Genomic DNA, 24,008 nt, shown 5'->3' with positions numbered 1-24,008 from the left:
AACCTTCGCATTTCGATTTAATTAAGCGCGATAGCATTCAAGCGCTTGTTTTGACTACTATACTCGTTGTTTTGTATTTTTTTGACATTACATTTCCTTTTGTAAAGTAAATAGAACTGAAAGGGCTAATCTCGAAGCGTGTTTACGTTTCTGGATTAGCTTGTTTATTTTTGTGAAACAATCGTTTAAGGAATGGTTGTTCCATGTTGGGATGACAAGAGGAACTTAATTAAGAATGTTTTGTTATAATACAGAATAAAAATTTTGAAAATTTTTTGAACAGATGCTTGACGATGAAATGAAAAGTAGAGATAATATGGTTGTGTTAGAATTTTCTTAAAATTTAGTAACACATACTAGGAGGTGGATGCTAAAAATAAATGATAACGCTTACAAATTGAAGGGGGTATTTATTTGGTTGCGTTTTACCTCATCTTAGCGATTACAGTCGTAAGTTTGTACGTTGCTTTTCGTAAGCAAAAGCCTTTCTTTTTACTCATTCCATTCTTGTCAGTCTTCGCATACTTTTTGTTTGAAGTGATAACGTTCCCAGCGCCATTTTTAGAAACGGTCAAATTTATTTTTAACTTGGGGGTGTGTTTGTTTGAAACAAATTGATAAAAAAGTGGCGGATTCATATTTCCGTGAGCGTGTTCGATTAATTGTTCTTTTCTTGATTATTTGGTTTATTGTTTCATTTGGCGTCGTCATGTTTGCGGAATCGTTTGAAAATATGACGTTCAACGGATTCCCGTTTCATTATTTCATGGGAGCACAAGGGGCGGTAGTGACGTTTATCGTCTTGTTATTTATTAACGCAAAAGTAAGCGACAACATTGATAAAAAGTATGGTATTAGCGAAGAGAAAAACGAACAATTGAGCGCAGGCAAAGCGCTTGATCATTAAGAGAACAAAGGGGAAGGGGGAGTACGATGGATACACAATTTCTCGTATCTTTAACCATTATTATTGCATCATTTGCGTTATATATTGGAATTGCCATTTACAATAAAGCGAAGGAAACGTCTGATTTCTACGTAGCAGGACGCGGTATTTCTCCGTTTTCAAACGGTATGGCGATTGCAGCGGACTGGATGAGCGCAGCGTCATTTATCGGTATGGCCGGTACGATCATGCTGCTAGGGTACGACGGTCTTGCATACATTATGGGCTGGACGGGCGGTTATTTGTTGCTGACGTTTTTACTTGCACCGCAACTGCGTAAATATGGTCGCTATACGGTGCCGGAATTTATCGGCGACCGTTATGAAAGCCATTCTGCACGTTTAATTGCTGCGATTTGTACGATCATCATTTCGTTCGTTTATTCGATCGGCCAGCTTTCTGGTTCAGGTGTTGTCATCGGGCGTTTGCTTGAAGTGGATGCAAAAGTTGGCACGATGATCGGTGTTGTGTTAATTGCGTTTTATGCAGCGTTTGGCGGAATGAAAGGAATTACATGGACGCAAGTGGCGCAATACGTTATTTTGATTATTGCATACTTAATTCCGGTTGTATTTATGTCGCTCCAATTAACAGGAAACCCAATTCCTTGGCTTTCTTACGGAAAAATTGTCGGTCAATTTCAAGAGCTGGATCAACAGTTAGGGATTTCGCAATATACAGAACCGTTTTTGAAAGGTAGCAAATGGCAGTTCCTTGCACTAATGTTTACGTTAATGGCTGGAACAGCGGGACTTCCGCACGTTATCGTCCGTTTCTATACTGTATCGACGATGAAGGCGGCACGTTGGTCGGGAGCATGGGCGCTTTTATTTATCGGGTTGCTTTATTTATCGGCGCCTGCGTATGCAGCATTTTCACGCTTCATCCTAATTAAAAACGTTGTCGGTCAAAAAATTAGCGAATTGCCAGCTTGGACAGGAAAGTGGATTAACACAGGAAAATTGCAAATTGCTGATGCAAATGGCGACGGTATTTTACAATGGCAAGAGATGGTCATCAGCAACGACATCGTCGTTATGGCAACGCCAGAAATTGCAAATCTCGGCATGTTCGTTATCGGTTTAGTCGCAGCTGGAGCGATGGCGGCTGCATTATCAACAGCCGGAGGTTTAATGATCGCCATCTCATCATCGTTTGCACACGACATTTATTATCGTATTTTTCGTCCAAACGCATCTGAACAAAATCGCTTGCTTGTTGCGCGCATTTCGATTGCCACAGCAACGGTGATCGCTGGTTTAGTCGCTTTAAATCCTCCGGGCGTAATTACACAAATTGTTGCGTGGGCGTTTGCGATTGCGGCAAGTACGTTTTTCCCTGCGCTTGTGCTTGGCGTATGGTGGAAACGTTCAAACGCTGCAGGTGCAATGGCAGGCATGCTTGTCGGATTAGCTGTTTCATTAGGTTACATTTTAGCAGCGAAATACGGCGGATTCTCGATTGCTGGCATTGTAGATACAGGTGCAGGCGTGTTTGGGGCTGTAGCTGCACTTGTGGCTAATATCGTTGTATCGTTGATGACGAAAGAACCTTCGCAATCTGTGCAAGAAGAAGTATATGACCTCCGCTATCCAGAACAAATGACATATAAAGACGGCCAAGTGTGGATGAGATAATGTCAAGGCATCTGTGTATACAGATGCCGTTTTTATAAGGGAGGGGAAAGAATGCATCCATTATTTCGGGGATTGCCACAACGTGAAATCGAACAGCTTATGGGTGAATGTGAACGAAAGACGTTTGAAAAAGACGATCTTATTTTAGGGAAAAATGAGCGGCGCAAAGGGCTTGTTTTGTTGCTTGATGGGGTGGCGGAAGTATATGTTGAGCACGAAGGATATGACGAAGTGCTCGAAGTTGTACAAAAAGGTGGAATTATCGGATTTTCAAGCTTAGCTCATTTTTTAGGTGTATCGAAAAGCGAAGGAAAAGAAGAGCTCGTTGCTGTACGGGCGGCGGAACGATGCGAAGTGCTTGTCATGCCGTTTTCTGTGTTAACGCGGTTATGGGATGATCCGAACGTCCATGACTATTTGCTTGCGCAGGCGTGCATCCGATTAAAGGATGTATATGTGTCGCTCGCTGAACAAGTCAAACAAGCGCGCAAATTTGGCGATTCCACATCATTTGTCGTCCCTGTGCAAGATTTAATGGTTCGCGATGTCGTCACTTTACCGCCAACGGCAACGGTACAAGAAGCAGCAAAAAAAATGGCGGGGGCTCATATTAGTTCGATCGTTGTGACGAATGAACAAAAGTTGTGTGGTATTTTAACGGAGACGGATCTTGTCGAACGAGTGCTTGGACAGTCTCTTCCATATGACACGGCTGTTGAACGAGTGATGACAAAACATGTCGCGACGATTTCACGATTCGCGTATTATTACGATGCGCTTGCCATGATGATTGAACGTGGGGTGAAACATTTACCTGTTGTTGACGATGGAAAAGTAGAAGGGATTGTGACGTTTTCAGATTTAATGCGAAAGAAAAATGAAAGCATGATGCGCACGATTCAGCAGATTGATCATGCAGATGAACAGACGTTGCCAAAGATGAAAACTGCCATCTATGAGCTCTTGGCGACGATGTTGCGCGATCAAGTGCCGATTGCTCAATGTTTAAACACGATTACGAAATTGTATGATCGGCTCGTCTGTCGTTGTTTATCGTTAGCGATCGAACAAGTAGGAGATCCTCCATGCCGTTTCGCTTTTTACCAAATGGGATCAAGCGGGCGGAGAGAACAGTTTTTATTAACCGATCAAGATCATTTTCTTGTGTATGAAAGCGAGGAGAACGCTTCGTATTTTGCAACGCTTGGCAATGCAATTGTGCGCGTCATGGAGAAAGCGGGATATGAGCGATGTAAAGGAAAGATGATGGCGAGTGAAAACGCATGGCGCGGTTCTCTTGAAACTTGGAAAGACCGATTGCGCGAATGGATGATTCACGCGACAAATGACAATTTGTTGTTGGCGCAAAACTTTTTCTCGTATCGGTTTGTATATGGGGATATCGACTTGCATCGTGCGTTTGAACAACAAATTCGTGAGCAGTTAAGCCGTGCAAAAATTTTCTTTTTTCGGCTTGTGGAGATGGAAAAGCAAAATGAAATTCCGACGCTCGATCGTCCGATTCGCTCTATTTTCGGGCTTGAACGAAAAACAATCGATATGAAAAAAGAAGTGTTATTTCCGTACCATCATAGCATACAAATTTTAGGGCTCATTCATGGGATCGTATCTGGCACGCCGTTTGAACGAATTGAGAAGCTAAAGGAGAAACAAGTGTTGTCTCCTGCTTTTGCGAAAGATGTACAAAAAGCGGCTGAAAACGTGCTAGCTATTTACATCCGTCATAAATGGAATCATTATAAAGCGAATAAACAATCGTCGTCTGTCTTATCGTTTACGACGATGACGACAAGAGAAAAAGATGAACTCATGTTAAGCTTAAAAACGTTAAAGCAACTGCAGGCGCAATTATTTTCTCATTTTTAGGGGGGATAGGGATGTTTTTTTTACGAAAGGCGATCGACTATAAGTTAAACGACAACATCCCGTTATCGACGCCGATGGATGATATTGTTTTTACCGTATTTGATACAGAAACGACTGGTTTTGATGTAGCGACAACGGATCGTTTAATTGAGATCGGCGCGGTGCAAGTGAAGGGGACGACGGTGCTTGAAAATGAAATATTTCATACGTACGTCAATCCATGTCGTGACATTCCAAAAGTTATTACAGAGTTAACGAATATTACGGAAGAAAAAGTAAAGAATGCACCGATCGCGATTGAGGCGCTGCAACAATTTTTTGATTTCGTTCAGCAAAAACGAAGCGTCTGTTTTGTCGGTCACTACATTTCGTTTGATTTATTTGTTATAAAGCATGAGTTGCGTAGAGAAAAGATGAAATTCCGGAAGCCGACATTTATCGATACGCTCGATTTAATCGGCTTTATTGCACCGTCATATGATATGCGCGATTTAGAGCGATATGCCCAGGCGTTCGGCACACGCATGTATGAACGACATTCCGCCATCGGTGATGCGCTCACGACAGCGTATTTATTCGTTGAGCTGTTGGAACAATTTCGCATGCGCGGCTACCGAACGTGGGGAGAATTGCTGCGCGCCACAGATAGCCAAATGCGATCCATATCGTTTTAATACGGGGCGACAAAGCCTCGTTTTTTTAAATTCAATATGTCTCGCTTGCCTGTTTTTTTATTTTAAAATATAATACATTTAGAATTTTTTTAATTTTAAAATGAATGATCATTCATTCACTAAAGGGGTGGGGAAAATGAATTTAGTTTCACGGTTACAGCAAATAGCTACGCAAAAGCCAGATAAGCAGGCGTATATGTTCGAGCAAACATCAGCAACGTACGGTGAACTGAACGGCGCCATAATGAAATTTGCCAGCGGACTTGCCAAGCTTGGGGTAAACAAAGGGGATCATGTGGCGCTATTGTTAGGCAATTCACCTTATTTTATCGTCAGTTTATATGGCGCGATGCGTGCAGGGGCGACGGTGATTCCGATTAACCCTATTTATACGGCAGATGAAATTCATTACATTTTAACAAACGGCGATGTGAAAGTTGTCATTGCGCTTGATGTTGTCATTCCGACGCTTATGAAGCTTGACGGACGTTTACCGAATGTCGAGCACATCATCATTTGTGAAACACCGCAAGGGAAAGAACATGGCATCTTCGTGCCGGAAAAAATGAAATCGTTTACAAATGTGCTGGCGACAGGTGATGTGCCGTTCTTCGGGCCAGAGCTTCACGATGATGATGTGGCGGTCATTTTGTATACATCAGGAACGACTGGAAAGCCAAAAGGAGCGATGTTGACGCATAAAAATTTATACAGCAACGCCCAAGATGTCGCAGATTACTTAAAAATAAACGAAGATGACCGCGTCATTGCGACGTTGCCGATGTTTCATGTCTTTTGTTTGACGGTGGCGCTCAATGCCCCGCTCATGAATGGCGGAACGGTGCTTATCCTCCCGAAATTTAGCCCGGGAGAAGTATTTAAAGTGGCACGTGAACAAAAGGCGACCGTTTTTGCGGGTGTGCCAACGATGTATAACTTTTTATATCAATATCCAGACGGAAAAGCGGAAGATTTTGCGCATATGCGTCTATGTATTTCAGGCGGAGCATCGATGCCTGTTGCGTTATTGAAAAACTTCGAGAAAAAGTTTCAAGTTATCATTTCCGAAGGGTATGGACTGTCAGAAGCTTCGCCAGTTACATGTTTCAATCCGCTTGATCGTCCGCGTAAACCGGGCTCGATCGGAACGAGCATCATGAATGTTGAAAATAAAATCGTCAATGAATTAGGAGAAGAAGTGCCTGTTGGTGAAGTCGGAGAACTGATCGTGCGCGGTCCGAATGTGATGAAAGGATATTATAAAATGCCAGAAGAAACAGCGCATACGATTCGTGATGGTTGGCTATATACAGGTGACTTAGCGAAAATGGATGAAGAAGGGTATTTTTACATCGTTGATCGGAAAAAAGATATGATTATTGTCGGGGGATATAACGTATATCCGCGTGAAGTCGAAGAAGTGCTTTACAGCCATCCAGATGTCGTGGAAGCGGCAGTCATCGGCGTGCCAGACCCGAATTTTGGAGAGGCGGTAAAATGTTATGTTGTGAGCAAAAATCAACAGTTGACAGAACAACAGTTAATCGCTTATTGTAGCGAGCATTTAGCGAAGTATAAAGTGCCAAGTTCGATTGAATTTTTAGAGGAATTGCCAAAAAATACGACAGGAAAAATTTTAAGACGTGCATTAAAAGAACAAGTCATCTCTCAAAGCGGTGCGATGTAAGCACCGTTTTTTTATTTATTTTTTAGAATTGACTTGATATTTAGAAAATATATTTGTATAATTTAACGCATAAAAGCGAAACAGCGAAAAAGTGAGGGGGATACGAATGAAGTGGTTAAAAACGTGTGGTGCGTTGTTGCTTGCAGGAAGTGTGCTAGCAGGATGCTCTGGAGAAAAAACAACAACAGAAAAGAACGAGGAGAAAACATATAAAATCGGTGTGACGCAAATTGTTGAACATCCGTCGCTCGATGCGGCATTTAACGGATTTAAAAAGGCGCTTGAAGAGAAAGGGTTAAAAGTCGAATACGATGTGCAAATTGCACAAGGGGATATGAACAATAATCAAACGATTGCCAACAACTTTGTTGCGGATGGCGTCGATTTAATCTTCGCTAATTCGACACCGAGCGCGCTTGGTGCATTAAATGCAACAAAAGATATTCCGATCGTCTTTACGTCTGTGACAGATCCGGTTGGAGCGAAGCTTGTACAATCGATGGAAAATCCAGGTGGAAATGTGACAGGGACAACGGATACGCATCCAGATGCCATTCCGAAAACGGTGCAATTTATTGATCAATTCGTTAATGGAAATCGCGTCGGCATGATTTACAACGCGGGCGAGCAAAACTCTGTTGCTCAAATAGATGCGGTGAAAAAAGCGATGGAAGGGACGGACTTAACGATCGTACCTGTTTCGGTATCGACATCGGCGGAAGTGAAACAAGCGGCGGAATCGTTAGTTGGCAAAGTCGATTGTTTTTACGTCATTACAGACAATACGGTCGTTTCAGCGCTTGAGTCGGTCATTCAAGTCGCGAACGATCAAGATGTACCGCTTTTTGTCGGTGAGTTAGATTCAGTGAAACGTGGCGGTTTCGCGGCGTACGGTTTTGACTACTACGATATTGGCTATGAAGCAGGCGTCATGGCAGCGGACATTTTAGAGGGGAAGAAAAAGCCGTCTGAACTTCCTGTACAATATCCGCAAAAATTGAAGCTTGTCATTAATAAAAAAGCAGCAAAAGAGATGGGTGTCGAATGGCGTAGTGAATGGGATAGCATGGCGGAATTTATTGAATAAAACAAAGGATGGATCCGTATGATTACAGCATTGTTTAGCTCAGTGGAAGCAGGGTTGTTATACGCGCTTATGGCGCTTGGGGTGTATATATCGTTTCGCGTTTTAGATTTTCCTGATTTGACGGTGGACGGAAGTTTTGTGACGGGGGCGGCAGTCGCTTCCGTCCTCATCGTCGGCGGCGTCAATCCGTTTATTGCTTCGCTTGCGGCGCTTGGCGCTGGCTTTTTCGCCGGATGTGCGACAGGCCTTTTGCATACGAAGGGAAAAATTAATCCTTTATTATCAGGGATTTTAATGATGATCGCTTTATATTCGATTAACTTGCGCATTATGGATAAACCGAACGTCCCACTTTTACAACAAGAAACGGTCATGACGATCATTACGAAAGCATTTCAACGTTTCGATCAAGCGTTGGCAACGATATTTCCTTTCGTTCCGAAAACGTGGGCGATTATCGTTTTCGGGATGTTTTTAGTCGCTGTAGTGAAAGTCATCATTGACTTATTTTTAAAAACGGAAGTCGGTTTGGCGCTTCGTGCCGTCGGAGATAATAAAAAAATGATTGCTAGTTTTTCAGGCAACACCGACCGTTTAACGATGATCGGCCTCGGCTTGTCAAACGCGCTCGTCGCGTTTTCAGGCGCATTGATTTCGCAATATAGCGGCTTTAGCGATATCGGCATGGGGATCGGCATGATTGTCATCGGTTTAGCGTCGGTCATTATCGGAGAAGCGTTATTTGGGGCGAAAACGATTATGCGGGCGACGCTTGCGGTGATTTTCGGAGCCATTGTATATCGCATCGTCATCACGCTTGCGTTGCGCGTCCAATTTTTAGAGACAGGCGATGTGAAGCTCATTACAGCGATGATTGTCATTTTAGCGCTCGTCGTTCCGCAAATGGTAGCGGCGCGTGCCGAAAAACAGCGGAAAGCGAGAAAGCGGGGTGCAGCTGTTGCTTCAACTCAAGCAGATTACGAAAGTGTTTAACGAAGGAACGCTCGATGAAAAAGTGGCGTTAAAACATGTCGAACTTTCGCTTCAGCCGGGCGATTTTGTAACGATTATCGGCAGCAACGGAGCGGGGAAATCGACGTTGATGAACATTATTTCAGGAAGATTGGCTCCAGATACAGGAGAAGTTGTGATTGACGGGAAAGATGTGACGACGATGAGTGAACATGATCGAGCGCGTTATATCGGTCGCGTCTTTCAAGATCCGATGGCAGGGACAGCACCAAATATGACGATTGAAGAAAATTTAGCGATCGCTTATAACCGAACGGTAAAGCGAACTCTTCGTTTCGGTGTAACGAAAAAGCGGCGCGAATTTTTTAAAGAAACGCTCGCGACGCTTCAGCTCGGATTAGAAAACCGTCTCCATGCGAAAGTCGGCTTGTTATCCGGCGGGGAGCGGCAAGCGTTGTCGCTTTTAATGGCGACGTTTACGAAGCCGCATGTGCTCCTTCTCGATGAACATACCGCGGCGTTAGACCCTGCGCGCGCAAAGCTAATTACAGACTTAACGAAACAAATTGTTGAAACAAATCGCCTGACGACGTTAATGGTGACACACAATATGGAACAAGCTGTCCAATTAGGTAATCGTTTAATTATGATGGACGGAGGACAAATCATTTTCGAAGCAAGTGGGGATGAGAAGAAAAAGCTAACTGTTTCCTCTCTTCTTCAAGAATTTCAACGTATTCGTGGCAGTCAGTTCGCGAGCGACCGCGCTGTGCTTGTATAAAAAATCCCCGAGTTACATCGGGGATTTCATCATGTTTTGTAATGATGCGATCGTGCTTGGGAGCTGTTCGAGCGAAACCGGGCGGCTAAAATAAAATCCTTGTAATTGTTCGCACTGTTTTTCAACTAAAAACTGCGCTTGTTCTTTTGTTTCGACTCCTTCGGCGGTAACCGTTAGCTGTAAATTATGCGCAAGCGAAATAATGGCGCTCACAATTTCTTTGCTTTTTTCATTGTTTATTATGTTTTGAACGAACGAGCGGTCAATTTTCACTTCATCGATCGGGAAGCGATTTAAATATTCAAGCGACGAGTAGCTGACGCCAAAGTCGTCTACGGCAATCGAAAAACCGAGCTGTTTTAAACGTTCCAATGTTTTTACCGCATGTTCAGGATTTTTAATAATCGTCGTTTCCGTAATTTCAAATATAAAACAAGTGGCATCGCAACCTTCTTCTTGTAAAATATGTTGAATATCTTCAACTAGTTGTTCGTCTAGCAATTGTTTTGCTGATAAATTGACCGCGATTTTCGTGCATTGTGTTGTATTTTTGCGTAAGAACGCAAAATCACGACACGCTTGACGCAACACCCATTTTCCGATGTCATAAATGGCGTTCGTTTCTTCCGCCATCGGAATGAATTCAGCCGGGCTGACAAGCCCGAACTGAGGATGTTTCCAACGGACGAGTGCTTCGACGTTACATGAACGGGTGTGGACATTGACTTTCGGCTGGTAGAGCAAAAAGAGCTCGTTGTTTTCTACTGCGAGCGGAAGGGCGTTTTCAAGCTGGATTTTTCGGGTGAAAGCGTTCGACATATGCGCTTCGTACGATTTCACGACGTTTGTTCCTTCCATTTTCGCAAAATATAACGCTTTTTCTGCATTGTTAAGTAGCGTTTTCGCACATAATTTTGCATCGTATGCGTAGCTTATTCCAATATGAATGCCAATGCGAATTTGTTGTTGTGCAATCGGATATGGCTCGATGAGCGCCTCATTTATCATGTTAGCGAACCGCTTTACTTCTTCTTGTCTTTCATACGAAAGGGCAATTGCGAATTGATCGCCGATGATTCGTGTCCAAATCGCTTTTCGACTCATCGAGTTGTGCAGGCGCATGCTTACTTGTTTTAATAGCTCGTCACCGTTTTCATAGCCGAGAAAGCTATTGATAAATTTAAATTGATGTATATCAACTAACAGAACGGCGACGCCTTCATGCGTAAAAAGAAGATCGGTTAGCTTTTCCATAAACTCCGTTCGATCTATATATACTTTTTCTTTTTCGTGTACAACGATCGGTTTTTTCGGTTTAATGATCATCAGTTCAGTCCTGTTTGTTTCGTACGGGAACGGGAGGATGTCGATTTGTACAGGGATTGTTTCGCCGTCGATTGCTGTGATGGTTGGCTCCGGGACGGTATGAATCAATTGTTGGACTGGTTTGTTTCGTACGTCTTCAATCGTTGATGCTTTGAACATACGGAGGGCGACTGTATTCGCATACGTTACTTGTTGATCTGTACAAATCATAATCGCCTCTGGAAAGGTTTCCACGATGTGACGGTGTAATTTTTCGCTTTCTTGTAACTGTTGTTGCGTTTGGATGAGATCGGTAATATTTAAAAGGCTAGCAAAGCCTGCAATAATGTTTCCGTCTTTGTTGAATAAAGGAGATGCGTTTACAGAAACGTATATCGTCTCACCGTTTTTCGTTTTCATTGTTAGGCGAATGGCATGTAACGGTTTTCCTTCGCTTAATCGTTGTAACGTTTGATCGATATTTTCTTTATATACAGGAATGACGTCGAAAAGCGTTTTCCCGACAATGTCTTTTTGTTCCAATCCGAATAAACGTTCTGTTTCTTCGTTGGCGCGAATAATATGCCCGAATAAGTCAAATAAAATAAAAGCTTCTTGCGAGTGAGTAAATAAAGAGTCAATTAGTTGTTGTGCTTCTTCTAGCTGTTCTTCTTTTTTTAGCATATCGGTAATTTCACGCGTACATGCGACAATATATGATACTTCATTTTTTTCGTTCAAAAGAGGAATTAACGTAGATTCTGCAAAACGTATGCCATCTTTTACGTTCATCCGAGCACGAAAGGAGACGAGAGATTTTGTTTTGCATACTTTCATATATTGAAAGGTTAAGAGATTTGCGACATGTTCATCATACACATCCTCAATATATTTCCCCATATCTTCTTCGCTTAAACTCGCTAGATGGAGGGCTGTCGGACTGACGCGCACGTAGCGAAACCGCGGTCCCTTTTCGACTTTCATTAAAAAAACGATATCGAACAATTGATCCATCATATGAAATAGCAACTGTTCATTTGAGAAAGGAGCATGTGGCAAGCGTATTTTTTCTTCCACTTCTTCCGTCCCTCCTTTTACATAGAAAAATAGAATATATGTCTATTATTGTCGAAAGATGTTGATTTTTCAATGAAAAAAAGAGGCTACTTCGCCTCTTTTACAATTTCTTTATATACTTTCTCTTTATCGAAACCTTTTTCGCCCATGCCGAATGTGGCGATGACGCGGTTGTTTTCGTCTAAAAAGTATGTGAGCGTCGTATGAATCAGCATGCCGTTTCCAGGGTCGCGATATAAGAAGTCGAAGGCATCTGCCACTTTTTTCGTATCTTCTTCACTTCCTCGTAAAAAAATCCATCCTTCGTCATCGCTTTCCACTCCGAACATGTTCGCATACGTTTGCATCACTTGTTTTGTGTCGCGTGTTGGATCAATGGTGATCGTAATAAATTCAACTTTGTTTTTAAACAAACCGTCTTTTTCCAGCCGTTCTTTTAACTGTTTCATTTGAAATGACGTACTTGGACAAATGTCTGGACAGTTTGTGTACATGAACTCTAATAGGCGCACTTTCGGTTCCATGTTACGAAATGAATACGGTTTTCCCCATGCGGTTTCCATCGTCACGTCTTTTGGAAACTCCATTTTATCTTGTCGGTAAAAAGAAAAATAAAACATCCCAATGCCGATACAAATGGCAAGCAAGCTAAAAAAGCCAATGTATAGTTTTTTCAACGTATATCCCTCCCACTTTCATCATACATAATCAACGTGCCAATGAGGAGAACGGGACGTGACAATTATTTGAATTTTTTCGTTGTTCTAAATGGCGAATGAGAAACTAAACTAGTAGTAACGATGGACAAGGGGGAAGGAAAATGAGAAAAATAGCTTTTTGGACGTTGTTTTTGTATGCGATATATGCGCTGTTTTTTGCATTTTACTTATTTCAATGGACAGACTCATCCATTCCAGCACAATATAAAGGAACGAGCGCAGATCCGGCGACGTTTTTAACGAAAAAAGAACTGATGCTTGCTGAACAGTTTTCCGAAGTAAAAAACTTTTTATTCTTTTTATCTATTCCGTATGAGTGGGTCATTTATATATTTGTGTTGCTGTTTGGCTTGTCGGCACGATTTCAGCAATGGGCGGAAGCGGCGACGAAGCGTCAGTTTATGCAAACGGCCATTTACGTATTCTGGCTATCGCTTCTCGTACAAGTCGTCACGTTTCCGCTTAGCTATATAAGCTATTACGTGGCGAAAATGTATCACATTTCTACACAAACGTTTTCAAGTTGGATGCGCGATGAACTTATTGATTTTTGGGTAAATTACGCCATCATGGTTGTCATCGTTTACGTGTTATATATGCTTATGAAAAAATTTGAAAAACGATGGTGGGTGTACGCATGGCTTTGTTCGATTCCGTTTACGCTTTTTTTAACGTTTATTCAACCTATTTTTATTGATCCGCTTTATAACGATTTTTATCCTTTAAAAAACAAACAGTTAGAAGCAAAAATTTTAGCGTTAGCAGAAAAGGCTAACATCCCTGCAGAACACGTATTTGAAGTGAATATGTCGGAAAAAACGAACGCGCTAAACGCGTATGTCACAGGCATCGGCAGCAACTCACGCATCGTGTTATGGGATACGACATTGGAGCGGTTAAGCGAAGATGAAATTTTATTTATTATGGCGCATGAGATGGCGCATTATGTGATGAAGCATATGTATTGGGGGATTGGTTTATATATTGCGGTGACATGGATCGGACTGTTGTTGACAAATCGATGGATGAAGCGGACAGTTGAGCGGTTTGGCACACTTTTCCGAATAAAAAAATGGAACGACCTTTCTTCCTTACCTGTTTTTTTACTTCTCATTTCGCTATTAAGTTTTGCAGCGAGCCCTGCAATGAATGCGATTTCCCGCTATGAAGAACATGCGGCAGACAAATATGCGATTGAGTTAACGAAAAATAAAGAGGCGGCAATTTCGACGTTTCAACAATTGACGCGTTCGAGTTTAAGTCAAGTACATCCACCGTATCTCGTCAAACTATTTCGTTACGGCCATCCAACGATTTTAGAACGAATTATTTTTTTGGAACAGCAGTAAACATATTTTTTTGAAAAAAATTCATAAAAATACTTTCTTTTCTGAAAATTGTGTTATATAATAAGGGTGTCAAAGGGAAATTGTGTATTATAACAAAAGGGGTGAAACAAATAACAGCTCGTACATAGAGAAAAGAGCATCACAATCATTTGGGGGTCTTTTGTACGGAAACAGAGGGGTTACGATAAAAAAATTAAGGGGGAGAAGGAAATGGCAACATTCGAAGAACGTGTGAAACAATTAGAAGAAAGTTGGCAATTAGATGAACGGTGGAAAGGAATTACGCGCCCGTACAGCGCAGCAGATGTCATTAAATTGCGCGGTTCGCTCGATATTGAATATACGCTTGCGCGTCGTGGGGCAGAGAAGCTTTGGCATTTATTAAATACAGAAGATTACGTTCATGCGCTCGGAGCATTAACAGGAAACCAAGCGGTACAACAAGCGAAAGCAGGCTTAAAAGCGATTTATTTAAGCGGATGGCAAGTTGCAGCGGATGCGAACTTAGCTGGGCATATGTATCCAGACCAAAGCTTATATCCGGCAAATAGCGTACCGCACGTTGTAAAACGCATTAACCAAGCGCTTCAACGCGCCGATCAAATTCAATATGTTGAAGGAAAAGAAGATATCGATTATTTCTTGCCGATCGTAGCCGATGCGGAAGCTGGGTTTGGCGGCCAGTTGAACGTATTTGAATTAATGAAAGCGATGATTGAAGCAGGAGCAGCGGGCGTACATTTTGAAGACCAATTGTCTTCTGAGAAAAAGTGCGGCCATTTGGGTGGAAAAGTGTTGCTTCCGACGCAAACAGCGATTCGCAACTTAATTGCGGCGCGGCTTGCGGCAGATGTCATGGGTGTGCCGACGGTATTAATTGCGCGCACAGATGCAAACGCAGCGGATTTAATTACAAGCGACATCGATCCGCGCGACCAAGAGTTTATTACAGGCGAGCGGACACCAGAAGGGTTTTTCCGGACGCGTGCTGGTTTAGATCAAGCAATTGCGCGCGGATTGGCGTATGCGCCGTATGCTGATTTAATTTGGTGCGAGACGAGCGAACCGAACTTAGAAGAGGCGCGTCGTTTTGCGGAAGCGATTCATGAAAAATTCCCAGGTAAATTGCTTGCGTACAACTGCTCACCTTCATTCAACTGGAAGAAAAAGTTGGATGATGAAACGATTGCGAACTTCCAAGTGGAGCTCGGGAAAATGGGCTACAAGTTCCAGTTCGTTACATTGGCTGGCTTCCATGCCCTCAACTACAGCATGTTTATGTTAGCACACGGTTATCGCGATCGCGGCATGGCTGCTTACTCCGAATTGCAACAAGCAGAGTTTGAGGCAGAAAAATACGGCTACACAGCAACACGCCATCAACGTGAAGTCGGAACAGGCTACTTTGATGAAGTATCGCTCGTCATTACAGGCGGTCAAGCATCAACTGTCGCTTTAAAAGGCTCAACAGAAGAAGAACAATTTACAAATGCGTAAAATGACATCCCCTCGAAAAAACGAGGGGATTTTTTCGGTTGTTTATGGTATAATATTGTCGAAATGTGTATATAAGGGAGGGAGCGATATGCTCGTCGTCGAGCATCTACATTTAACACGCTATACGATGGGGCTTTTTCCGTTTTTTTATGACAAACATTTATGGACGAAAGTGTTAGAGGAAGATGGAGAAATTATTGTGAAACAAAGTCCGATGGACATTATTGAACAAAGTTGTTTGTACTATGGTGCCAGTTTAAGAGGAAGAAAAGATGGATCGAAACATATTATTGGCACTTCGCATAAAGCACCTATTGCAGTCGAACCAACGAACGAAATTTTCTTTTTTCCAACGATCTCCCCAACGAATCCTCAATGTATATGGCTATCGCATTTACATATTCGTCATCATGAGCATGTTCAAGTTGGAAAAACACGCATTACTTTTTCAAACGGGACGAGCGTCGAGTTATGTATTTCCCACCATTCATTTGTGAACCAATTACATCGCACAGCTCAGTTGCGAACAAAGATGAGCGAACGAATCGAAGCGCGCGAACGAAAAATGATGTATTTGTTATATTTGCGCGAAAGGGAATTGTCATAGTAGTTTTCTCTTTTCCTCTAAACTTGTACAATATAAATATGAGCACGCAGCAAAGGGGTTACTGTATGAGTTTAGAGGAATTAAAACAATGGTTTACGATCAAACATATGCTTAACATGTTAGCGGAATATCGTTCATTTGGCGTGATTCCGGGCATCGTCTTGCCGATGGCAGAGGCGTTTTTACCGTTTTTGCCGCTTTTCGTTTTTGTCATGGCAAACGCAGCGGCATTCGGTCTTTGGAAAGGTTTTTTCATCTCATGGATTGGAACGAGCACAGGCTCACTACTCGTCTTTTTTCTCGTTCGAAAAATCGGAAGACAACGATTTTTCTCTTTTTTACATCGCCATCCGACCATTCGCCGCATGATGCATTGGATTGAGCGTCGCGGCTTTGGACCACTCTTTTTACTGCTTTGTTTCCCATTTACACCATCTGCAGCAGTAAATGTCGTAGCAGGATTATCAGGTATTGCGATGCAGCAATATATGCTTGCTGTGTTGCTCGGAAAAATGGTGATGGTGTTTACGATTAGTTTTATCGGCTATGACGTTGTCGCTTTAATTCGTCAACCGATGCGCACCGTATTTGTCGCAGCCGCTATTTTTCTTCTTTGGTACGTCGGAAAAAAAGTGGAGCAACGTTTTGCATTGCACGATGGAAAATAAGAAAGGATGAACGATATGTCTGTACGCTTTATGATCGGGCGGTCGGGAAGCGGAAAAACGACGATGTGTTTAACGGAAATAATCGAACAACTTGCGCATGAACCCGATGGCGATCCGATTATTTATCTCGTTCCTGAACAAATGACGTTTCAATCGGAATATGCCCTCATGAATGCAAACATGAAAGGGATGATTCGCGCACAAGTGTTTAGTTTCACCCGCCTCGCTTGGCGCGTCTTGCAAGAGACAGGAGGCATGAGCCGCCATCATTTAACGCAAACAGGCGTACATATGTTGCTAAGGAAAATTGTTGAACAGCAAAAAGAGCAGTTAACGTTGTTTCGGAAAGCGGCGGATAAACGTGGCTTTATTGAACAACTTGAACAAATGTTGACAGAATATAAACGGTATTGTGTGACGCCAGCGACGTTAAAACAAACGGAAGAGCAGCTGCGCCGTCATGCGACCGCAAACGAAATGGTACTCGCTGATAAATTAAAAGATACAGCGATGATTTTTGAGCAATTTGAACAACAGATGGCGCATCATTATGTCGATTCAGAAGATTATTTGCGCCTGCTTGCGGAAAAAATTCGCCATTCTTCCTATATGGAACGTGCGCGCATTTACATGGATGGCTTTCATGAATTTACGCCGCAAGAATATATGGTGATTGAACAGTTGTTTATTCATTGCCCACATGTGACCGTTGCGCTTACGTTAGACGCTCCGCACGAACAACTGCCAAACGATTTGCACGTATTTCGCAGCACGTGGCGAACGTATGCCCAACTGCGCGAAATGGCGTTACAAAATGGAGTGGCGATTGAAAAAGTGGAACAGCTTCATGAAAACGTCCGCCACAAACATGGAGAACTTCGCCATCTTGAAGCACATTACGATGATCGTCCTGTATGCGTATGGCCAAAACAAACGGAAGCGATTGTCATTGGAGAGGCGACCACTCGCCGAGCAGAAATGGAAGGCATTGCTCGTGAAATCATTGGGCTTGTGCGAGATGAAGGATATCGCTATCGTGACATCGCTTTGCTCATTCGCAACGTTTCAGACTATCGCGATGTGTTAAAGACGGTATTTGCAGATTATCGCATTCCGTATTTTATTGATGAAAAAGAACCGATGCTTGATCATCCGTTCGTTGAATGTTTACGCGCAAGCATCGAAGCGGTACGGACGAACTTTCGTTATGAAGCGGTATTTCGTGCTGCGAAAACCGACTTGTTTTTTCCGCTTGACGCGCCGATACATGAGATGCGCATGGCGATCGATCAACTTGAAAACTACGTGCTCGCTTCGGGCGTACAAGGAGACAAATGGACAGAACGTTGGACGTATCGCAAGTATAAAGGGCTCGAAGGGATCCATGTGCCACAAACAGATGAAGAAAAACGATACGAACAACAACTAAATGAATGGCGCATGCTTGTTATTTCTCCGTTGTTGTTTTTACAAAAGCGGTTAAAACAAGCAAAGACAGGGCGTGAACAATGCGAAGCGCTATATGCATACGCGGAACAACTTCACATTCCGCAAAAGCTGCAACGATGGCGCGATGAAGCGGAAGAGAGAGGCGACTTGTCCGCTATGCGTCATCATGAGCAAGTATGGCAAGCGTTTATTCATTTGCTTGATGAATATGTGGAAATATTAGGCGATGAATCTCTTTCAATCGAAACGTTTTTCACCATTATTGAAACGGGATTAGAAAGTTTGCAGTTTTCTCTCGTGCCACCGGCAACCGACCAAGTATTAATTGCTCATTTTGATCGTTCCCGCCTTTCAAACATTCGCTGTACGTTTCTTGTCGGGGTGAACGAAGGAATTATTCCGATGCGCAAAAACGATGACGGCATGTTGTCGGAGGCGGATCGCGAATTGTTGCATCATTATTCCGTACGCGTTGCCCCAGCGAGCCGCGATCGATTGCTTGATGAGCCGTTTTTGCTTTATTTGGCGCTCGTTAGCCCGTCTGAGCGTTTATATGTTACGTATGCGCTAGCTGATGAGCAAGAAAAAACGTTGTTGCCATCGATGTTTATCAAACGGTTAACAGATATGTTTCCGCATGTGAAAAAAATGCAATGGGGGGCCGATCCATTTTTCCTTCCGCCTCACGAACAATTGTCATATATGACAAACGATATCGCCACGCTCGGTTCGTTAGTGCAGCAACTTGAAGCGTGGAAGCGACAATACACCATCGCTCCGATGTGGTGGGATGTATACAACGCCTACGTGCAACATGAGCAATGGAAAGAACGAATCGCGGTCGTTGTGCGGGCGTTATTTTACGAAAATCGAGCGAAACAGTTACGTAAACAGTTGGCGAAAGAGTTATATGGAAAAAAAGTGAAAGCGAGCATTTCACGTATGGAGACGTTTAACCGTTGTCCGTTCGCTCATTTTGCTGGGCACGGTTTAAATTTAAAAGAAAGAACGGTCTTTCAATTGAAGGCGCCAGATATGGGTCAGCTGTTTCATGAAGCGTTAAAAGTGATCGCAAATCGCTTGCGGGAAGAACAACTACCGTGGAGTGAATTATCAAAACAACAATGCGAACAGTTGTCATATGAAGCGGTCGAGCAAATAGCTCCATACATTCAACAAGAAGTGTTGTTAAGCACGCACCGTTATCGATATATGAAGAAAAAGTTACAGACGATTATGGCGAAAGCGACGACCGTACTAAGCGAACATGCAAAAAGAAGCGGATTTGTACCGATTGGCGTTGAATTAGGGTTCGGGGAAGGGGAGTTGCTCCCGCCGCTTTCGTTTACATTATCGGACGGGACGGTGTTGCAGTTTGTCGGGCGCATTGACCGCGTCGATCAAGCGATGAGCGAACAAGGTGTACTTCTTCGCATTATTGACTATAAATCAAAACAAAAGACGCTCGATTTAACGGAAGTATATTACGGTTTAGCGTTACAAATGTTAGCGTATTTAGATGTCGTGCTTGAGTATGCGGAAAAGCTCGTTGGCACATCCGCGTTTCCGGCAGGGGCGTTGTACTTTCCGATTCATAACCCGACGATGAAACTGAATGAATGGGTTGAAGAACACGAGCTAGAGAAAAAGTTTTTAGAACAGTTTAAAATGGGCGGCTACGTATTAGCAGATGAACAAACGGTACGGCTGATGGATGAACAAGTAGAGCCAGGAACGAGCTCTCTCGTTATTCCTGTTCGTTTAAATAAAAATGGAACGTTTGCGCAACATTCGAAAGTGTTAACTGAGCAACAATTTACGATGTTGCGGCAACATGTCCGCCGTCTGATCGTCGATGTAGGCGAACAAATGATCGACGGTGTGACGCATATTGCACCTTACAAACAAAAAAATAAAACAGCTTGTCAATATTGTGAGTTTCGCGATGTGTGCCAATTTGACGAAGGGGTCGATGCGGAACAATATCGCGTGTTCACACCGAAAAATATAGACGAATGGTTAAAGGGGTGATCGTGTGATTCCGCCAAAACCACGAGAAAGTCAATGGACGGATGAACAATGGAAAGCGATTTATGCCGAAGGCCAGCATACGCTTGTTGCCGCCGCCGCAGGTTCAGGAAAAACCGCGGTGCTTGTTGAGCGCATCATTCAAAAAATATTGCATAAAGAGCGGCCGATCGATGTCGATCGGTTGCTTGTTGTGACGTTTACGAATGCGGCAGCAGCAGAAATGCGCCAACGCATCGGAGAAGCGTTAGAGAGAGCGCTTGAAAACGAACCGCACTCACTTCATTTGCGCAGGCAACTCAGTCTTTTGCAAAAAGCGTCCATTTCCACCATTCACTCATTTTGTTTAGATGTCATTCGCAAATATTATTACATCATCGGTATTGATCCGGTGTTTCGCATTGCGGATGAAGGGGAGATGGCGCTATTAAAAGAAGAAGTGTTAGAAACGTTATTTGAACAATATTATGCGGAAAACGATGGAGCGTTTTTAGCTGTTGTTGACAAATATACGAGCGATCGGACAGATGCGGATTTGCAAACGCTTATTTTACGGCTATATGAATTTTCCCGTTCGCATCCAAACCCGAACGAATGGTTGCAACAAATCGTTCATATGTACGATGTCGAAGAAGGGGGACGCATCGACGATTTACCGTATGCCCACTACCTTTTTCAAGCGGTTGATTTGGCGCTGGAGGCAGCGGAACAACGATTGGCGCAAGCGCTGCAAAAAACGAAAGAGCCAGGTGGACCGGATTATTTGTATGAAACGCTCATTAGCGACCAACAAGTTATTGCGAAGCTGAAAGAGGCGCGCGCTGAATCGTGGCAAAAGCTACATGAAACGATGAAAAACGTATCGTTTGCGACGGCAAAAAGAAAGCCGAAAGACGGGGCATATGACGAGCGATTGATTGATGAGGTAAAAAAACTGCGCGAGCAAGTGAAAAAAGAAATAAGCAGCGCAACAGAAGAATTGTTTTCGTTTCAACCGGCGACATACGTGCGCCATTTGCGGGAGATGAAGCCGACTGTTGCTACGATTGTACAAATGGTGCAACGGTTTGCTGATCTATTGCAAGCGAAAAAAGATGAAAAAGGGATCGTTGATTTTTCAGACTTAGAACATTATTGTTTACACATTTTACGCGATCGTTCTGCGGAGCATGAGTTCAAGCCGTCGGAAGCGGCTCTTTCTTATCGGGCGCAATTTGCCGAAGTGCTCGTCGACGAATACCAAGATACAAATATGGTACAAGAGTCTATTTTACGGCTCGTATGTCATGACGATGAAGCGACAGGCAATTTGTTTATGGTCGGCGATGTGAAGCAATCGATTTACGGTTTTCGTCTTGCGGAACCGTCGCTTTTTTTACAAAAATATGATCGGTTTACGAAAGACGGCGAGGGCGGATTGCGCATTGATTTAGCGAAAAACTTTCGCAGCCGAAAAGAAATATTGGATGGAACGAACTTTATTTTTCGACAACTCATGACGGAAACGGTCGGGGACATGCGTTATGACGATGATGCGGCTCTTCGCTTTGGCGCGCGCGATTATCCGGAAAAACAAGTGCCAGTCGAATGTGTGTGGATTAATGAAGCAAAAGAAGAAAGCGACGAAGAAGAACAAGAAGATGTGACAGCCGTTCAGCTTGAAGCGAGATGGATCGCGAAAAAAATCAAACAACTGCTTGCCGAGCCGTTTTTCGTTTACGACCGTCGCTTAAAAGGAGAACGGCGTCTCATGTATCGCGACATCGTCATTTTATGTCGCTCGATGTCGTCTGCTTCAGCGATGTTAGAAGAATTTCGGAAGCAAAATGTTCCTGTATATGCCGAGTTGTCGACAGGTTACTTTTCAGCGACAGAAGTGTCAATTATGTTATCGCTTTTAAAAGTGATTGACAATCCGTATCAAGACATTCCGCTTGCAGCAGTGCTTCGATCACCCATTGTTGGATTGGACGAAAATGAATTGGCACGCATTCGTTTGGCGAAAAAAGACGGGGCATTTTATGAGGCGTTGCTTGCTTTTGTCGAGCAGTCACAAGATGATGAGCTTTATGAAAAAGTCAAACGTTGGCTCTCGTATTTATCGGGGTGGCGTACAGCGGCAAGACAAAAACCGCTTGCTGACTTCATTTGGCAATTGTATCGTGATACAAACTTTTACGACTACGTCGGCGGAATGCCGGGAGGAAAACAGCGGCAAGCGAATTTGCGCGCGTTGTATGACCGCGCGAAACAATATGAAAAAACGTCGTTTCGTGGCATTTTTCGCTTTTTACGTTTTATTGAACGGCTAAAAGAGCGCGAAGACGATTTTGGGGCGGCACGTTCGCTCACAGAACAAGAAGATGTTGTGCGCATGATGACGATTCATAAAAGTAAAGGGCTTGAGTTCCCGATCGTCTTTTTGGCGGGTGCCGCAAAACGATTTAATACGAAAGATTTGCGCGGCGACTACATATTAGATAAAGATTTCGGATTAGGGATGCGCTTTGTTCATCCGACGTGGCGGGCAAGCTATCCGACGATCGCGCAGATAGCGATCAAGAAAAAAATGAAACTGCAAATGCTTGCGGAAGAAATGCGCATTTTATACGTCGCGCTGACGCGTGCAAAAGAAAAGTTATATATCGTATCGACGGTAAAGGATATCGAGGCAGAAAAGAAAAAATGGCAAGAAGTCACTTACACATCCACGTGGGAACTTCCTGCGTATGTCATCGAAAAGGCAAAAAGCTATGCGGATTGGCTCGGTTACGCTCTCATCCGCCATCCACAAAGCATTTGTCCGTCGAAAACGGTGCTTCACGACACATCGCTATGGGAGATGCACGTTGTGTCGGCGCATGCGCTTGAGCAAGAAGACGAGCAAGCAAATGAGCATCGTGACATCGTTGAAGCGATTCAACAACTGCAACCTGTGGCGATTAAAAGCGAATATGAAGAAGAAATCAAGCGCCGCCTTTCTTGGACGTATACGTATGCGGGCGCAACGATGTTAAGGGCGAAACAAAGCGTATCGGAGTTAAAGCGGCAACGCGACATATACGGTGGACATGCCGAACAGCCGTTTCGAAAAGAGATCGTTGAACGGCCGCGCTTTTTGCAAGCGAAAACGATAACACCGGCGGAACGAGGAACGATTATGCATCTTGTGATGCAACATATTGACGTAACAAAAGAAGTGACCGTTCGTTCGGTGCAGGAGCAAATCGCGCGCATGATAAACGGAGAATGGCTCACAGAAGAGCAGGCGAAAGCGGTCGATATAGAAAGCATCGTCGCCTTTTTTCACACTCCGATCGGCAAGCGAATGCAACGTGCGAAGCGGCTTGAACGGGAAGTGCCGTTTTATTTGGCGCAGGAGATGGAGGGAGAAACGGTGATCGTTCAAGGAGTCATTGACTGCGTATTTGAAGATGAATACGGGCTCGTTTTAATCGACTATAAAACAGATCGCGTATCGTGGATGAATGACCCGCAACAACAACTAAAGCGACGATATGAAGGGCAATTGGCTTTATATCGTGAGGCGATTGAAGCAATTTGGAAAAAGAAAGTAACCGAAACGTACGTGTACGCTTTTGACGGTGCGCTACTTGTAGCGATGGGAGGCGATTAAT

General features: G+C 43.4%; 16 protein-coding genes. 14 read left to right on the top strand and 2 right to left on the bottom strand.

Annotation, left to right across the window (positions count from 1 at the left end; translation table 11 throughout):
- The first annotated feature begins 604 nt into the window (after positions 1-604).
- The 8 genes from LH47_RS00830 (at position 605) to LH47_RS00795 (ending at position 9,671) form a co-directional block, all read left to right on the top strand.
- Positions 605-907 carry a DUF4212 domain-containing protein gene (locus LH47_RS00830; protein WP_043963860.1) on the top strand — a complete coding sequence of 101 codons (303 nt, stop codon included), beginning with the start codon at positions 605-607 and terminating at the stop codon, positions 905-907.
- Between the two features lie 26 nt (positions 908-933).
- The gene (locus LH47_RS00825; protein ID WP_043963858.1) at positions 934-2,583 is read left to right on the top strand and encodes a sodium:solute symporter family protein; all 1,650 of its coding nucleotides are present in this window, start codon (positions 934-936) and stop codon (positions 2,581-2,583) included.
- 51 nt (positions 2,584-2,634) lie between these two features.
- Entirely contained in the window at positions 2,635-4,470 is a 1,836-nt protein-coding gene (locus LH47_RS00820) for a DUF294 nucleotidyltransferase-like domain-containing protein (protein ID WP_043963856.1), read from the top strand.
- A gap of 11 nt (positions 4,471-4,481) precedes the next feature.
- Entirely contained in the window at positions 4,482-5,144 is a 663-nt protein-coding gene (locus LH47_RS00815) for a 3'-5' exonuclease (protein WP_043963855.1), read from the top strand.
- A gap of 136 nt (positions 5,145-5,280) precedes the next feature.
- A complete protein-coding gene (locus tag LH47_RS00810; protein ID WP_043963853.1) occupies positions 5,281-6,831 on the top strand; it encodes a fatty acid--CoA ligase family protein in 1,551 nt (516 codons plus the stop codon).
- A 106-nt stretch (positions 6,832-6,937) separates the two neighbouring features.
- A complete protein-coding gene (locus LH47_RS00805) occupies positions 6,938-7,918 on the top strand; it encodes an ABC transporter substrate-binding protein (RefSeq protein WP_043963851.1) in 981 nt (326 codons plus the stop codon).
- Positions 7,919-7,936: 18 nt separating this feature from the next.
- Positions 7,937-8,911, top strand: coding sequence for an ABC transporter permease (locus LH47_RS00800; RefSeq protein WP_043963849.1), 975 nt, complete (start codon positions 7,937-7,939; stop codon positions 8,909-8,911).
- Positions 8,877-9,671 (top strand): ABC transporter ATP-binding protein, encoded by a 795-nt coding sequence (locus tag LH47_RS00795; protein ID WP_043963847.1) that lies wholly within the window; start codon positions 8,877-8,879, stop codon positions 9,669-9,671. Before LH47_RS00800 ends, LH47_RS00795 begins: the two co-directional genes overlap by 35 nt.
- 12 nt (positions 9,672-9,683) lie before the next feature.
- On the opposite strand, the gene LH47_RS00790 is transcribed toward LH47_RS00795, so the two are convergent.
- Together LH47_RS00790 and LH47_RS00785 are read right to left on the bottom strand one after the other, a co-directional pair.
- Positions 9,684-12,053, bottom strand: coding sequence for an EAL domain-containing protein (locus LH47_RS00790; protein WP_043963845.1), 2,370 nt, complete (start codon positions 12,051-12,053; stop codon positions 9,684-9,686).
- Between the two features lie 86 nt (positions 12,054-12,139).
- Complete coding sequence (locus tag LH47_RS00785) at positions 12,140-12,730, bottom strand: SCO family protein (RefSeq protein WP_043963843.1); 591 nt, start codon at positions 12,728-12,730, stop codon at positions 12,140-12,142.
- Positions 12,731-12,873: 143 nt separating this feature from the next.
- On the opposite strand from LH47_RS00785, the gene LH47_RS00780 reads away from it, so the two are divergent.
- From LH47_RS00780 to addA, 6 genes are all read left to right on the top strand, one after another.
- Positions 12,874-14,121: a M48 family metallopeptidase gene (locus LH47_RS00780; protein WP_043963841.1), complete on the top strand. Its 1,248-nt coding sequence runs from the start codon at positions 12,874-12,876 to the stop codon at positions 14,119-14,121.
- 210 nt (positions 14,122-14,331) lie between these two features.
- Positions 14,332-15,618: an isocitrate lyase gene (aceA, locus tag LH47_RS00775; RefSeq protein ID WP_043963839.1), complete on the top strand. Its 1,287-nt coding sequence runs from the start codon at positions 14,332-14,334 to the stop codon at positions 15,616-15,618.
- Positions 15,619-15,706: 88 nt separating this feature from the next.
- Positions 15,707-16,225, top strand: a complete 519-nt coding sequence (locus LH47_RS00770; RefSeq protein WP_043963837.1) for a competence protein ComK — start codon at positions 15,707-15,709, stop codon at positions 16,223-16,225.
- 65 nt (positions 16,226-16,290) lie between these two features.
- Positions 16,291-16,893 (top strand): TVP38/TMEM64 family protein, encoded by a 603-nt coding sequence (locus tag LH47_RS00765; RefSeq protein ID WP_043963835.1) that lies wholly within the window; start codon positions 16,291-16,293, stop codon positions 16,891-16,893.
- Positions 16,894-16,908: 15 nt separating this feature from the next.
- Positions 16,909-20,373: a helicase-exonuclease AddAB subunit AddB gene (addB, locus tag LH47_RS00760; RefSeq protein ID WP_084221220.1), complete on the top strand. Its 3,465-nt coding sequence runs from the start codon at positions 16,909-16,911 to the stop codon at positions 20,371-20,373.
- A gap of 4 nt (positions 20,374-20,377) precedes the next feature.
- A complete protein-coding gene (addA, locus tag LH47_RS00755) occupies positions 20,378-24,007 on the top strand; it encodes a helicase-exonuclease AddAB subunit AddA (protein WP_043963831.1) in 3,630 nt (1,209 codons plus the stop codon).
- Position 24,008 lies beyond the last annotated feature (1 nt).

Source organism: Anoxybacillus thermarum, assembly GCF_000836725.1.
In the GTDB taxonomy this organism is placed as follows: domain Bacteria; phylum Bacillota; class Bacilli; order Bacillales; family Anoxybacillaceae; genus Anoxybacillus; species Anoxybacillus thermarum.
This window is presented reverse-complemented; position numbering and strand designations above follow the sequence as displayed.